Genomic DNA, 13,959 nt, shown 5'->3' with positions numbered 1-13,959 from the left:
TGGGGCCGCCGCTACGTGTGATGGGCACTCCGCGACGTCCCCAGTCCCTCCGATCCTGCGAGCAATGACGCAACCTCAGACCGGCCGACAGTCGGCGCTACGTCCGTCAAGCGAAAGTAACATCCTCAGATGAGGCAATACGCTATCAAAGATTGCACGACTAGCAGGCGCAATGGTCGGATGCAAGTTGCCGCCTGCCAAACGATCGTTTCGTCTTGTTGCCTTTGTTTGATTTGCGCGTGGTCTGCGCCGATGAGCAACGTTAGGTTGTGTCGCGCGCCGATGGAGTCGCTGCTGTTCGATTTCGCGGCTGGCCCGTCTCCGCGGCACGCGGCGTCCGCGCCTCCAGGCCGTGCCATTCAAGAGCGGTATCCTGTTGGCCAGCTTCCTCAACGCGCCTATCGGTGGCCCCCGCGAGGCGCTGGAGGGGCGTAAAGCCCGCTTTGGGGCTCGGCCCCCGTTCCCACGGGGCCGAATTACGTCGTATATTGGGGGCGATTTCAGCCTGGCCCCCCTTAGCATGACCTCCGAACTGCCGCCGAATCCGCCCCAGAAGCGACCGTTCGCGCTGTCGATCGGTCAGCTTACCTTCGGCAGCTTCCTGCTGGTGCTGGCAGTCATCATCATCACCTCGACCGCCAGCGTGATCGCGATCCGTCACATCGACGCCACCTTCGGGGAGCTGCAGCGGCTGCAGAGCGTCGGCGACCTGGCCGAGGATATCGACCGCCGGATGAACGAGCTCCGGCTTGCGGCGCGCGACTTCGTCACCGATCCCGGCACGCAGACGATCCAGGTCGGCGAGGCTGCCAGCGCCCTGGGCGAGGCGCTGAAGAAGACCAGGATCGAGCTTGCCCCCGAGCAGCAGGACATGATCGACGGCGTGACCGAGCGCCTCGCCACCTACCGCGGCGGCATCGAGCGCATCTCGGCGCTGATCAACCGCCGCGCCGAGTTGATCATCGGCCTGCCGCCATTGCGCGACGCCTTCGAAAAGGCGGTGGCCGAAAGCTCCGATCCCGCCACTGCCTCCACCCTGTTGCAGACCCAGGGCCGCATCGCCACCGCGCTGCTCGCCCACAACCCGTCCGCGGCCGAGCAGGCGGCACAGAGCATGCGGTCGATGACCATCGCCGACCCGGCGCTGCGCACGGCCGTGAACGATTACGCCGACGCGGTCGTCGCAATATCGATCCGGGAACGCCAGATCGCCGATATCGACCGCGAGGTGCTGGGCACCGAGGGACGGCTGATCCAGCGCGTGACCGAGCTGTTGCGTGAGCTCAGTTCGCGCCGCGGTCACGTCCTGTCGCGGGATTTCGCGCGCACGCTCACCGAGGCGAAATGGCAGAGCATCGTGCTCGGCTCGGCCGGCGTGCTGATCGGGATCTTCGCCGCGCTGCTCGTGGTCCGCCGCACCGTGCGGCCGCTCGCCTCGATCACCAAGTCGATCCGCGCGGTCGCAGCCGGCGAGAAGAGTGCGTCGATCCCGGCGACCGACGTCGACAACGAGATCGGCGAGATCGCCCGCGCCGCCGAGGTATTCCGGAAGACGCTGGTCGATGCGGATACCGCGCGCGAAGCAGCGGTGCGCGCGCTCGCCGAGCAGCGGCTCGCAGAAGAGAGCTATCGCAAGCTGTTCGAATCTTCCATCGACGGAATTTATGTGACGACGCCGGGCGGCGCGCTGCTCAACGCCAATCCGGCGCTGGCGTGGATGATGGGCTACGCCACGCCGCAGGACCTGATCAACGGCATCGACGACGTTGCGTCCAATGTCTATGTCGATCCGGCCGCGCGCACCCAATACCAGCGGCTGATGGACCGCGACGGCATGGTGCGCGACTACGAATATCAAGTCCGGTCCCGCAGCGGCACGGTGCTATGGCTGTCCGACAGCGCGAGCGCGGTGCGCGACGAGAAAGGCGAGGTGATCCGCTACGAAGGCACGGTGCGCGACATCACCGACCAGAAGCGAGCCGAAGACGCGATCGCCGAAGGCCGGCGTTTGCTGCAGATGGTGATCGACACCGTTCCGGCGGTGATCAACGTCAAGGACCGCAATCTGCGCTACGTCCTGATGAACCGCTACATGGCCGGCATTTTCGGCATCGAGCCGCACGAGGCACTCGGCCATACCACCGGCGAGCTGATGGCGCGCTATGGTGCTGCAAAGACCGATGAGAACGACAAACGGGTGTTGTCGGGGCGAACGGAGCTCGGCTTCTACGAGGAGGAGTACAAGGACGTCGCCGGCAACATGCGGCAATGGCTGGTCAACAAATTGCCGATCCTCGACATCAATGGCGAGATCGAGAACATCGTCACGGTGGCGCTCGACATCGGCGAGCGCAAGCGCAGCGAGCACGAGATGCGGAAAGCGCGCGACGCCGCGGAGGCGGCGCTACGCAATTTGCGCGAGACGCAGAACTCGCTGATCGAGGCGGAAAAGCTCGCGGCCCTCGGACGGCTGGTCGCGGGCGTCGCGCATGAGGTCAACAATCCCGTCGGCATCAGCCTCACGGTCGCCTCAGCGCTCGAGCGCAAGGCGGCGACCTTTGCCGCGCAGGTCGAGCGCGGCGAGCTTCGGCGTTCGAGCCTGAACGATTTCCTTGCCACGACGAGCGATGCGTCCTCGCAGCTCGTCGCCAACCTCAACCGCGCCGCCGAGCTGATTCAGTCGTTCAAGCAGGTCGCCGCCGACCGCAACTATTCCGATCAGCGCAACTTCGATCTCGGCGATCTCACCGAGCAGGTGGTGATGAGTCTGAGGCCGGGCCTGCGCAAGCACAATCTGACGCTCAACGTCGATTGCCAGCCGAACCTGATCATGAATTCCTATCCCGGCCCTTACGGCCAGGTGCTCACCAATCTCTTCCTCAATTCGGTCGCGCACGCCTTTCCCGACGGCAAGCCGGGTATCGTCGACATCCAGGTTCGCGCTTCCGGCAGGGACAATGTCGAGGTCATCTTCTCCGACAATGGCTGCGGCATGTCGCTCGACGTGCGCCGCCGCGCCTTCGATCCGTTCTTCACGACGCGCCGCGACCAGGGCGGCACCGGCCTCGGGCTTCACATCGTCTACAGCATCGTCACCACGCGCTTAGGGGGCCGTCTCGATCTCGACTCCGAGCCCGGCGGCGGCACCCGCATCCAGATCATCCTGCCGCGCGTCGCCCCCGTGGAGCAGGCCGCGGAGTAAGCTCTCTCCACACGAACGGCGCCGTAGCCCGGGTGGAACGCAGCGCAACCCGGGGCCGCTCGTACACGCGGATGCAGCCGTCCCGGGTTACGCGTTCCGCTTCACCCGGGCTACGATCTACGCAATCAGACGACGTGATGCGCTAATCGATATCCACGAGCTTGCGCAGCGTGGCGCCGAAGATCTGGCTCGCTTTGCCGACGAGCGCGGTTCCACTCATGGTCGCCTGCGTGGCGGTGAATGTTCCGGTGACGCCGATGCCGACCGGCGCAGGTCCGCCGAATAGCGGGTTGTCGCTGTCGCGCGGCGTGGTGTGTCGCTGCACCAGCACTTCGCCTTTGAAGGTGTTGCCTTTCACGGTGTAGGTGCCGGTGTAATAGAGATACGCATCGCCGCCGACAATCTGGCCGTCGCGAAACACAATCACCCCGCTGCCCTTGCCGACGCGTCCGTCGAGCAGCGTGACGTGAATGGAATACAGGCCGTTTCTCATAGCGCCCCGCGGCCGGCCACCTTCGCCCAAGGCCGGTTCGGAATTTATGCCAAAGCAGCATGCGCGGCGCAACGCGTCAGGTTGAGCATGCGCCGCTCAATGCCGTGCGAAACCGAAATGATTCCATTGGAGCGCGACGTCTCGATGACGACGTTGTGGCTGACGGCGCTTGGCGAATCAAGTTGGCCCGCGAAATGCATAACATTTGTTGGCACCGGCCGGCGGGTGCAGGAGCGAGAGACAGGTGACGAACTGGATCGATTCCGGCCGCATTTTCGCGCGCCTACGCGCAGAGCTGACAGGTTCCATCCGTGAAATTACGGACCATCGTCGAGCGGTCCGCCTCAGAGTCCCACTCACATTGAGTCTTGTCGCGTTGTTGTCGGTGACGGCCGTAAGTCTCGGGCATGCGCGCGATCCCGACGGCCGTTACGCCAATTCGCCGCTCAAGCAATGGTTCGACAGTTTGAGGAGCGGGAAGGGGCCGTGCTGCTCCGATGCTGACGGCACTGCGGTGAGCGACGTCGATTGGGAATCCAAGGACGGACATTATCGCGTGCGCATCGACGGCGAATGGATCGACGTGCCCGATGATGCCGTGATCACCGAGCCGAACCGCTACGGCCGCACCATGGTGTGGCCGATCCGCGGTTATCTCGGGCTGCAGATCCGTTGCTTCATGCCGGGCAGCATGACGTAACCGACGCGCACGTCGCACGGTCAGGCATATTTCTTGTCGCGCTCCAGGAGCTCGATCGAGATGCCCTGCGGGCCGCGGATGAAACAGATGCGCACGCCGGGGCGGATCGTGGTCGGCTCCTTCGTGAACGCGACGCCCTTCGCCTTGATCTCGGCAGCGACAGCGTCGATGTCTTTCACCGCCAGTCCGAAATGGTCGAGGCCCTGATAGGGCGTCACCGGCGGCGCGTTGACGCCATCGCCTGGTGTCACCGGCGCGATGAACACCTTGGCGCCGCCGAGCTGCACGTCGATGCGGCCGGGATTGCGGATGATCTCGCCACCCAGCACGTCTCGAAGCCACGCCGCGGTCGCTTCGGGGTCGGGGGTGCGCAGGTGGATATGGTCCCAGGTAACCTCTATCGGCATTTCATCTCCCATCTTTCTCGACGCACGTGAGATCCGTTGCTGCGGCAATCTATCGGCTCGGAATCCACAAGGCCATCCTGTCGCAGGCGCTGCGCCGCATTTTTGCCGGGGAGACTTGGAACTGTAGCGTCAGTGGACGGTTAATCGACTAGCGGTGGTCTCCGTACAGCGGTGCGTCGCTCTCAAGCCGTGCGGTGATGCGCCGGAGCGGTTTTGCGTGCAGCCAGGAAGCGCTGTCACGCGAGTGAGGACATGGCCATGGGCATCGGCAGGTGGTCGTTTCGCGGCTTTGGCGCCAAGCTGATTCTGCTCGCCGTTCTCGCCATCGCCGGATTTGCTGGATGGCTGATGCTCCCCGATCCCAGCGACGCGAATAACAAAGCGGTCGCCGTGGCGGCGCCCCCGACTTCTCAGCAGGATGTCGCCTGGCTCGAGAAGACGACTGCGCCCACCGAGGAGGCGGCTGCCCCGGTCGAGCAGGCCGCGCCGGTCGAGCAGGCGACCGCGCCGGCTGAGAACGCAGTGGACGATGAGGTGCCGGCCGCCAGCACCAACGAACCCTTCACGGTCGAGCGGGCGCCGATCGACGGGCTGACGATCTCCCGCCAGTTCTGGCGCCGCGGCGGCCTCGGCTCGAAAGCGCTGGTCTGGCTAACGCTGCGCAACGCCAACCGCTATCCGGTCAAGGATATCGAGATCGCCTGCGCCTTTGCCCGCGCCGACGGCACGCATCTCACCGACCGCCGGCGCGTGATCAGCGACACCATCAACATGAAGAGCCGCAAGACCTACGCCGGCATGCTGGTCGGGTTCGTGAACATCAATGCAAATAAGGCAAAGTGTTCCCTGGTCACGGCCAGCCGCGCCTGACACAGCGTCCCGAAAAAGTGAACGCTTCGGTTGAACCCGTAGCGTGTGACCAGGAACTAACTCCCTATATCGCTATTAGGCGAATAGACCGCGTCATCGCGCGGGGGAGCAGTTTCGATGTTGGTGACGCGTTATTTCCTGTACGTCGGCGGGGCGTTGTTCGCGCTGTTATATGCAGTTGACGCCCTGGTCCCGCAGGACGCTGCCACGACAAGCCATAGCGCGCCCGGCATCGACAAGTCGACCGTCCGCATCCAGTCCGCCCAGAAGCTGCCGGAACGGGTGGTTTTCGACACCAGCCTCCCGACCATCGTGCCGCCGGCCCCCGCCACCCAGATGGCTGCCGCACCGCTTCCGCCGGCGCCGGGTGCCGGGTCGTCGGTTGCCCAGGCCCGCGAGACCTTCGCCCAGTACGTTCCGGCCGACGCCAAGAAGCATGAGCCGCAGGCGCCGAAGAGGCATAAGGTCGCCAGGGCGCGGGCCTACCAGCCGATGTACGCGGGTCAGCCGATGTATATGGGCCAGCAGCCGATGTTCATGGGCCAGCGGCCGATGCGGGTGGCGCAGCAGTCGCGTTTCGGCTTCTTCGGCGGTGGGCCGACTTGGGGCACCTGGTAACCGGATTGCAGCCGGATTACTGCGGCAGCTTCGGAATCTTGTCGGCAAAGCCGTTGTAGCAGGTCAGCCGCTCGTCCTCTTCCTTCACGAACCGGCACTCGCCGACCGCCTTGGCCGCGGCGGGCTTCGGCTTGGGTTGCGGCGCGAAGACCTCGTCATAGCAATTGAGCCGCTCCTTGGTGCCGTCATCGATCTCCTGGCATGCCTGGAGCTTCTGCGCGACCGATGGCTGCTTGGCCTTCTCGCCCTTCTTTGCCGGAGACTTCTTCGTGCCGACCTGCATCAGCGGCTTGTCGCCGACCATGGGCTGATTGGCGGGGTCCGCTGGCGGGGTCGTGCCTTGAGCTGTCCCTTGGGCGAGCGCGGCGGCCGGACACAGAAGCGCCAGCGCGAGGATGAGCTTTCTCATATCGAATTGTCCGAAATGGCGTGACCGGAGAGGGCGCCCGAAGAGATCGAACCGGACCGCTGGAATCGCCCCAAAACCTAACGTTGTTTACTCGCGCTTGCGCGCCCGTCCAAGCGGTCGCAACGCCGCTCTGACAGGCCGTGTTTTCTTTACGGATTTTCCGGTTCCTGTCCAGCGGGACGGCGCCTCCCGGGCGGCCCGTCCGGACCGCCAGCGGGCCCAAAGTGGCGGCCTAAGCCGCCTGCCGGCCCGCCAGCACCTTGTCGAGGGTGATCGGCAGGTCGCGCACCCGCACGCCGGTCGCGTGGTAGACGGCATTGGCGACCGCCGCGGCGACCCCGACGATGCCGATCTCGCCGAGCCCTTTGATCCCGAGCGGATTGATCAAGGCATCCGGCTCGTCGACGAAGATCACCTCGATGTCGTGGATATCGGCGTTAACCGGCACATGATACTCGGCGATATTGGCGTTCATGATCCGGCCCAGGCCGTGGTCGTAGATCGTCTCCTCATGCAGCGCCATGCCGATGCCGCCGACGACGGCGCCCATCACCTGGCTGCGCCCCGTCTTCGGGTTCAGCACGCGGCCAGCGGCGACCGCGCTGACGACGCGGGTGACCCTGATGACGCCGAGTTCCTCGTCGACCTTGACCTCCGCGAACACGGCGGAATGCGTGTTCCTGGCGTGCGCCTTGTCCTCGGCGAACTCGTTGGTCTTTTCCTTCTCGATCCGCTCCAGCGCGCCATGCCGCATGATGTCGGAGATCGACACCCCGCGCTCGGTCTGCCTCCGGCCGACGAGCTTGCCGTCGGAAAGGGTGACGTCTTCCTCGACCGCGTCGGCGAGCGGCGAGCCCTTCATCAGCTTTGCCAGCCGCAACAGCTCCTTGCGAACCTCGCCCGCGGTCGCGATCACGGCGTGGCAGGCGGAGGCCGCCATCCATGACCCGTCCTCGACCGGCGCTCTCGGCAGCGTGGAATCGGCAAGGTGGACCGTGACGTTCTCGATCGGAATCCCGAGGCTGTCGGCCGCGACCTGAGCCATGATCGTATAGGTGCCGGTGCCGATATCTGAAGCCGCGCAGGAGACCTCGGCGTGGCCGTTGGCGGTCATCACGATCCGCACCGCGGTCGGCATCTGCAGCGCCTCCCAGACGCTGGAGGCCATGCCCCAGCCCACGAGGCTCTTGCCGTCGCGCATCGAGCGCGGCTCCACCTTGCGCTTGTCCCAGCCAAATGCCGCGGCACCCTCGCGATAGCATTCGCGCAGGCGCTTGCTGGTGTAGGGCAGGTCCTCGTTCTGGTCGCGGTCCGAATAGCAGCGCAGCCGCAACTCCACCGGATCCATCTTCAGCGCGACCGCGAGCTCGTCCATCGCGCTCTCCAGCGCGTAGACGCCGGTCGCAGCGCCCGGCGCACGCATGTCGCAGGAGGTCGGCACATCCAGCGGTGCCACGCGGTGTTCATATCGGGCATTCGGCGAGGCGTAGAGCAGGGCCGACCAGCCGGTGTCGTTGCGCGAGAATTCCTCGAACTGCGAGGTCACGCCGACAGCTTCATGCGTGATCGTATCGAGCGTGCCGTCGCGCCGCGCGCCAAGCGCAAGCCGCTCGATGGTGGCCGGACGATAGCCGAGCCCGTACATCTGCTGGCGCGTGAGCACGAGTCGCATTGAGCGCTGAAGCTTCAGCGCGGCCATCACCGCCAGCACCACCTGATATTGCGGCCGCAAGCCGGCGCCGAAGGCACCGCCGACATAGGGCGAGAGCACGCGGATCTCTTCCGGCTTCTTCTCGAACACGCTGCAGAGATACTGCTGCACGTTCCGCACGCCTTGGGTCTTATCGTAGACCGTCAGCGGGCCGCCGGCTTCCCACATTGCGGTGGTCGCAAACAATTCCATCGGGTTGTGATGCTCGGTCGGGATGAAATAATCGGCCTCGTGCCGCACCTCGGCCGCCGCGAATGCCTTTGCGGCATCGCCACGCGGCCTGTCGGGCTTCTCGACGACGATGGCATCATCGCGCTTGCGATAGACGTCGGTGACGAATGGCTGCTTCTCATAGTCGACGCGGACGAACGAGGCCGCATAGCGCGCGATCTCCCATTCTTCCGCCACGACCAGCGCAATCGGCTGCTGGTTGAACTTGATCGCGTCGTCATAGAGCGGGCGGAACGGCGAACCTTCCTCCGGGGCGACGTCGTCCCTCCAGGCCTCATCGCTGTCGGCGACCTTCGGCCTGTTCTCGTGGGTGATGACATCGATCACACCCGGCACGCGCCGCGCCGCGCTGATATCGATTTGCGCGATCCGGCCCCTGGCGATGGTCGCCTCGACGACCGCGCCATAGGCGAGACCGCCTGCGTTGAAATCGCCGGCATATTTGGCGGCGCCGGTGACCTTGGCGCGGCCATCGACGCGCGAGGTGGCGGTGCCGGTATAGGTTTTCGCGGTATTGTTGAGCATGCTCATTGGATCGTCTTGTTCGATTGCGATTGCGGCGTGCCGTGCGCGGCCTGCGACAGCGTGCGGATGATCGCCCGCCGGGCGAGATCGAGCTTGAAGCCGTTATGTGCCTGCGGCCTGGCGTCGCGAAGCAGCAGGTCAGCCGCGCCGGCAAAGCTCGCTTCGTCAGCGGGCCGCCCGCGCAGCGCTGCCTCGGCCGCCGGATTGCGCCACGGCTTGTGGGCGACACCGCCGAGCGCGAGCCGCGCCTCCTGGATCATGCCGTCCTTGAGCTCGAGCGCGGCCGCGACCGAGATCAGCGCAAACGCGTAGGACATCCGGTCGCGGATCTTCAGGTAGGAGTGGTTTGACGCAAAGCCCTTTGCCGGCACCTCGATCGAGGTGATGATCTCGTCCGGCCCGAGATTGGTGTCGATATGCGGGGTGTCGCCGGCCAGGCGATGGAAGTCCGCGAACGGAATGGCGCGCGCGCCGTTCGGGCCCGTCACGTGCACGGTGGCATCGAGTGCGACAAGTGCCACGCACATGTCGGACGGATGCGTCGCAATGCACGACGTACTTGCGCCGAGAATCGCGTGGCCGCGGTTGACGCCACTGATGGCCGAACAGCCCGACCCCGGCTCTCGCTTGTTGCAGGGCGTCGCGGTGTCATAAAAATAGGCGCAACGCGTCCGCTGCACCAGGTTGCCGCCGGTGGAAGCCATGTTGCGCAATTGCTGCGAAGCGCCGGCAAGAATCGCGCTTGCCAGCAGCGGATAGCGCTTTTCGATTAGCGGATGCCAGGCAAGGTCGGAGTTCGGCACCAGCGCGCCGATCCGCAAGCCTCCCGAGGCGGTCTCTTCGACCGAGGTCAGCGGCAGGCGGGAGATGTCGATCAGCGTCGTCGGCCGCTCGACATTGTCCTTCATGAGATCGAGCAGGTTGGTGCCGCCGGCGATGAACTTTGCGCCGCTAGTGGCGGCGATCAGCCGCACCGCGTCGGCGATATTATTCGCTCTTGTATACTGGAACGGGATCATGGCTTGGTTCCCATCGCCTGCTGGATCGCGGCGACGATGTTGGGATAGGCGCCGCAGCGGCAGATGTTGCCGCTCATGAATTCCCTGATCTCGTCAGCACTCTTGGCCCGTCCCTCGGCGATCAGGCCGACGCCGGAGCAGATCTGCCCGGGTGTGCAATAGCCGCACTGGAAGGCGTCATGGTCGATAAAGGCCTGCTGCAGCGGGTCCAGCGCGCCATTGGCGGCCAGTCCCTCGATGGTGGTGACGTGCGCGCCGTCCCGCATCACTGCAAGCGTCAGGCACGAATTGATGCGGCGACCGTCGACCAGCACGGTGCAGGCGCCGCATTGGCCGTGGTCGCATCCCTTCTTGGTACCGGTGAGATCGAGATGATCCCTGAGCGCATCCAGAAGCGAAACCCAGGGCAGGACCGAAAAGCGCCTCTCTGTCCCGTTGACAGTCAATGTCACCGACACCTTTTCCGGCAGCGGTTGAGGCTTGGCGCCCGATTGTGCGGCTCCATCTTGCATCGTCAGCGACTCCGTCTTGCAGGTGGCTGCCATCCGCCATTACAGCGGAGAATACCGGTCGTTTAGATTGGTTCCAAAGCGAGCGGCAGCATGTCGAAGCGGCTGTTCCGGTTCTTTCCAAATTGCACGTCGGATTTCATGAGTGCACTTGCCACGATGCCGCAGGGACATCTCGCTGCAAATTCGCGGCCTTGCGCTTGCTATGAATCTATTCCGTGAAGTCGCCGCTCTTTGTCGTGACGGCCTATTCGGGAGTGTCCTGGTTCACATTGAGACAACGCTGGTCAATCGTTGCTTCTGTGCGACCCCATGTCAGCATCAAGCCCGGCAACAATCAGGACGCCGGCGCTGGCGGCTGCCGCCATGAGAATCAGGATGATGCTGAGTGCATAAATCACGATCGGCGACCTCGACGGAATGATTATCCGATACAATCAGCAAGAGCAGCCATCGTTCCGCCGCGCGTTGCGGGGAGTATCGGGCATCACTCCGTGATCTTGATGAAACCCTCCTGGACGAGCTGCACCGTGCGCGCCATGGCATCGGTGTTGACCGGGATTCCGGGGAGCAGGTCGGTGTTTCCCCAGTGGTGGGCCTTTGCAGTCGCGCCACACAGTTCCACGCGGACGCCGCGTTTCATGAGATCTTCCAGCAGATCCTTGTGGGGGTTGCCGGTCGAGATGTTCCGGTCGGCGTTGTAGGCCGCATCGTGCAACGTCACGTGGCCCGCGTTGGTATGAAAGACCGCAACCACGTCGCTCTCCGCGTTCCAGTCGGCGGCATCGTTCGTGATGAGCTGAAGATGAAAGATGGACGCCGGCAGATCGCCCTCGAACCCCAGGGCGCCGATGCTGAAGACCACCTACAGCCGCGACAGCTTGACGGGGATGTCGATATGCAGCGCCTCGTCCAGGGCAGACATTCTCAATACTCCTGCGACAGCCGCGCGCTCACGCGCCCTCGTAGACCAGCTTGGTGAAGAAGTCGGGAGTTATGACGAACTGGCCCCACTTCTCGTCGAAGGCGGCCGTTGGCTTCGCGGCGATCGTCTCCTCCAGCGTGCGCCCCTGCTGCTTGAGCTTGGCGACGTTGTCGTGAATGGCGACGAGCATGTCGTGATAGGCCTTGAGCTCCGCTCTGTTGCTGACGGGACGGCCATGGCCGGGGATCACGATGGTCTTGTCGGTCGTGGCGGCAAGATTGGCTTCGGCGGCCGCGATCGATCCCTTGATGTTTCCGCCGGTCGAGTAGTCGATGAACGGATAGATCCCGTTCCAGAAGGTGTCCCCGGTATGAAGGATGTCGGCTTCGGAGAACGTCACCGAGATATCGCTGTCGGTGTGGGCGGGGCCGTAGTGCTTCAGCGCCAGCGTCTGACCGTTGAACTTGAGCATCTTCTCCGAGGCGAAGACCTCGGTCGGAACGGCCGCAAGAGGCGAGGTGGGGAAGTTGAAATCCCAGTCCTCGACCCGCTGCGCCGAGAGCAGATGCTTGTGCGTATTCTCATGCGCGAGGATGGCCGCGCCCTCGGCGTTCAGCCACTCGTTGCCGTCGGCGTGATCGAAGTGCCAATGTGTGTTGATCAACTGCCGGATCGGCTCGTTGCCGAGCCGGCTCGCCGCCTCGAGAATGCGCGGACGCGACGCCGTGATCCCGGCGTCGATGAAGACCTTGCCGTCTTGTCCCGTGAGGACCGCGATATTGCCGCCGGACCCTTCGAAGATGCTGACGTTGCCGCGCAATTTATGGACGGTGATGGGGGTCTTGGCGGCGGAATCCCGGATCAAGTCGACGATGTTGCGGGAGGCTGCATAGGCCTCGCGCGGACTGAGCCAGCCGCTCGTCGCCGCAACCGTGGTCGCGGCCACGCAGCACAGGCAGAAGCCGCGCCGCGACATCATGTGTTGGGGCAGGGTGGACATGAATGCTCTCCGGTCTCGGGAAATCTCGGACGGCTTGGCCCCAGAAGCGGGCAGCGTTGTTTCGTGCGGTCTGGGAAGAACTTAAGCAGAAGCCGGTGGAATATTGGATGTCCGCGCGGCGCATTCGCATGGCCGCCCGGATCAACATCTGGCAGCGATGCAAGCGACCATGACAAGAAACGAAAGCGATGATCCGTTAAGCAGCCTGGCGCCATTTTTGCGCGTCAAACCCGATTTACAGGATTTCTGCAGGTTCGGCGGCACCTGGGTCTCGCCGCACGAGGCGTCCGGCGGGGCGCAGTTTCACATCGTGACCCGCGGCCATTGCGTGTTCGAGATAAACGGTCACGGTCCGGTGAAGCTTGGCGCCGGCGATACATTGCTGCTCCCGCACGGCGACGCCCATGTGGTCCGCTCGGTTTCGACCGATGGCGCCATCCGCAGGATCGTGACCGAATTCCGCAATGCCATTCGCACGAAGTCGACCCCGGGCGTCGCCTACGACACCGAGCTCGTTTGCGGCGTATTGCGGGGTGAAGCTGCGTCCGAGCAAGCCCTTATCGCCGCGCTTCCGAACTTTGTCGTGCTGCGCTCGACCAGGCTTCCGCTGGCCGAGCGATTACACACGCTCGCGATCTGCATCAGCGACGAATTGGATTCGAACGAGACCGGCAGTACGATCATCGCGACCAATCTGGCAACGGCACTCTTCGTGATGATGCTGCGCGAACGTCTCAAGGAGGTGCCGCCGGCTAGCGGTCTTCTCGCCCTTCTGACCCATCGCTCGACGTCGCATGCGGTGCTTGCGATGCTGCGCGAGCCCGCCCGCGACTGGACCCTCGACCTCCTGGCGAAGGCGTCCGCGGCATCCCGGGCAACGCTCGTCAGGTCATTCCGCAAGCTGGCCGGACTGGCGCCGCTCGCCTTCCTGACCGAGCTGCGTCTCGGCTTCGCGCGACAGCGGCTCATGACCACGAACGACCCCATCTGCGTGATTGCCGCCGATGTCGGCTACCAGTCGGAGGGGGCGCTAAGCAGAGCCTTGCTCCGGCGCTATGGCGTCAGGCCCAGTAAACTGCGGCTCGGCAAATCCGGTTGAACGCTGCATTCCTGTCGCCGGGGCGCTGAAACGAAAGGGCCGCTGATTTCTCAGCGGCCCTTGCCGGTTAATAAATCTGTTCGGAATGAAATTGGCCCCGGCGAAAGCAACCTTAGCGGTATCGTGGTCCCATTTGGATTCCGGGGAATCACGGTGGCCCCACGGTGAACACCTTCCGTCAGGGTGCTCCCCGCTGTGAGCACCCCCGGAACCCGATCGAACGCGACTGCGCCAGGACTGC

13 protein-coding genes are annotated in these 13,959 nt (G+C 64.4%); 5 read left to right on the top strand and 8 right to left on the bottom strand.

The annotated features are described in order from the left end of the window. Positions 1-520: 520 nt before the first annotated feature. Positions 521-3,202: a PAS domain S-box protein gene (locus AAFX91_RS15315; RefSeq protein WP_130581702.1), complete on the top strand. Its 2,682-nt coding sequence runs from the start codon at positions 521-523 to the stop codon at positions 3,200-3,202. A 142-nt stretch (positions 3,203-3,344) separates the two neighbouring features. Here the strand turns inward: AAFX91_RS15315 and AAFX91_RS15310 are convergent, their stop codons facing one another. Next, positions 3,345-3,695 (bottom strand): GrlR family regulatory protein, encoded by a 351-nt coding sequence (locus AAFX91_RS15310; protein WP_028164051.1) that lies wholly within the window; start codon positions 3,693-3,695, stop codon positions 3,345-3,347. Between the two features lie 361 nt (positions 3,696-4,056). On the opposite strand from AAFX91_RS15310, the gene AAFX91_RS15305 reads away from it, so the two are divergent. Continuing rightward, on the top strand, positions 4,057-4,395 hold the full coding sequence (locus AAFX91_RS15305; RefSeq protein WP_130581703.1) for a hypothetical protein: 339 nt from the start codon (positions 4,057-4,059) through the stop codon (positions 4,393-4,395). Between the two features lie 20 nt (positions 4,396-4,415). Here AAFX91_RS15305 and AAFX91_RS15300 read toward each other — a convergent pair whose 3' ends face one another. Continuing rightward, the gene (locus AAFX91_RS15300) at positions 4,416-4,802 is read right to left on the bottom strand and encodes a VOC family protein (RefSeq protein WP_130581704.1); all 387 of its coding nucleotides are present in this window, start codon (positions 4,800-4,802) and stop codon (positions 4,416-4,418) included. Positions 4,803-5,060: 258 nt separating this feature from the next. Between AAFX91_RS15300 and AAFX91_RS15295 the strand changes: the two genes are divergently transcribed. Continuing rightward, positions 5,061-5,672, top strand: a complete 612-nt coding sequence (locus AAFX91_RS15295; protein WP_245476608.1) for a hypothetical protein — start codon at positions 5,061-5,063, stop codon at positions 5,670-5,672. Between the two features lie 117 nt (positions 5,673-5,789). After that, positions 5,790-6,290 carry a hypothetical protein gene (locus AAFX91_RS15290; RefSeq protein ID WP_130581706.1) on the top strand — a complete coding sequence of 167 codons (501 nt, stop codon included), beginning with the start codon at positions 5,790-5,792 and terminating at the stop codon, positions 6,288-6,290. Positions 6,291-6,306: 16 nt separating this feature from the next. Here the strand turns inward: AAFX91_RS15290 and AAFX91_RS15285 are convergent, their stop codons facing one another. The 6 genes from AAFX91_RS15285 to AAFX91_RS15260 form a co-directional block, all read right to left on the bottom strand. After that, entirely contained in the window at positions 6,307-6,699 is a 393-nt protein-coding gene (locus tag AAFX91_RS15285) for a hypothetical protein (RefSeq protein ID WP_130581707.1), read from the bottom strand. Positions 6,700-6,931: 232 nt separating this feature from the next. Continuing rightward, complete coding sequence (locus AAFX91_RS15280) at positions 6,932-9,172, bottom strand: xanthine dehydrogenase family protein molybdopterin-binding subunit (RefSeq protein WP_394567008.1); 2,241 nt, start codon at positions 9,170-9,172, stop codon at positions 6,932-6,934. Beyond that, positions 9,169-10,185 carry a xanthine dehydrogenase family protein subunit M gene (locus tag AAFX91_RS15275; RefSeq protein WP_130581708.1) on the bottom strand — a complete coding sequence of 339 codons (1,017 nt, stop codon included), beginning with the start codon at positions 10,183-10,185 and terminating at the stop codon, positions 9,169-9,171. The genes AAFX91_RS15280 and AAFX91_RS15275 overlap by 4 nt, the downstream gene beginning before the upstream one ends. Then, the gene (locus AAFX91_RS15270; protein ID WP_130581709.1) at positions 10,182-10,697 is read right to left on the bottom strand and encodes a (2Fe-2S)-binding protein; all 516 of its coding nucleotides are present in this window, start codon (positions 10,695-10,697) and stop codon (positions 10,182-10,184) included. The genes AAFX91_RS15275 and AAFX91_RS15270 overlap by 4 nt, the downstream gene beginning before the upstream one ends. A gap of 484 nt (positions 10,698-11,181) precedes the next feature. Beyond that, the gene (locus tag AAFX91_RS15265) at positions 11,182-11,559 is read right to left on the bottom strand and encodes a DsrE family protein (protein WP_394567007.1); all 378 of its coding nucleotides are present in this window, start codon (positions 11,557-11,559) and stop codon (positions 11,182-11,184) included. 88 nt (positions 11,560-11,647) lie between these two features. Further along, entirely contained in the window at positions 11,648-12,619 is a 972-nt protein-coding gene (locus AAFX91_RS15260; RefSeq protein ID WP_394567006.1) for an MBL fold metallo-hydrolase, read from the bottom strand. Positions 12,620-12,788: 169 nt separating this feature from the next. Here AAFX91_RS15260 and AAFX91_RS15255 point away from each other — a divergent pair, with 169 nt between their 5' ends. Further along, on the top strand, positions 12,789-13,718 hold the full coding sequence (locus AAFX91_RS15255) for a cupin domain-containing protein (RefSeq protein WP_394567005.1): 930 nt from the start codon (positions 12,789-12,791) through the stop codon (positions 13,716-13,718). The last annotated feature ends 241 nt before the right edge of the window (positions 13,719-13,959 follow it).

Source organism: Bradyrhizobium sp. 31Argb (genome assembly GCF_043638955.1).
GTDB lineage: Bacteria > Pseudomonadota > Alphaproteobacteria > Rhizobiales > Xanthobacteraceae > Bradyrhizobium.
The sequence above is the reverse complement of the archived record's forward strand: the minus strand, read 5'-3'. Positions and strand labels throughout refer to the sequence as shown.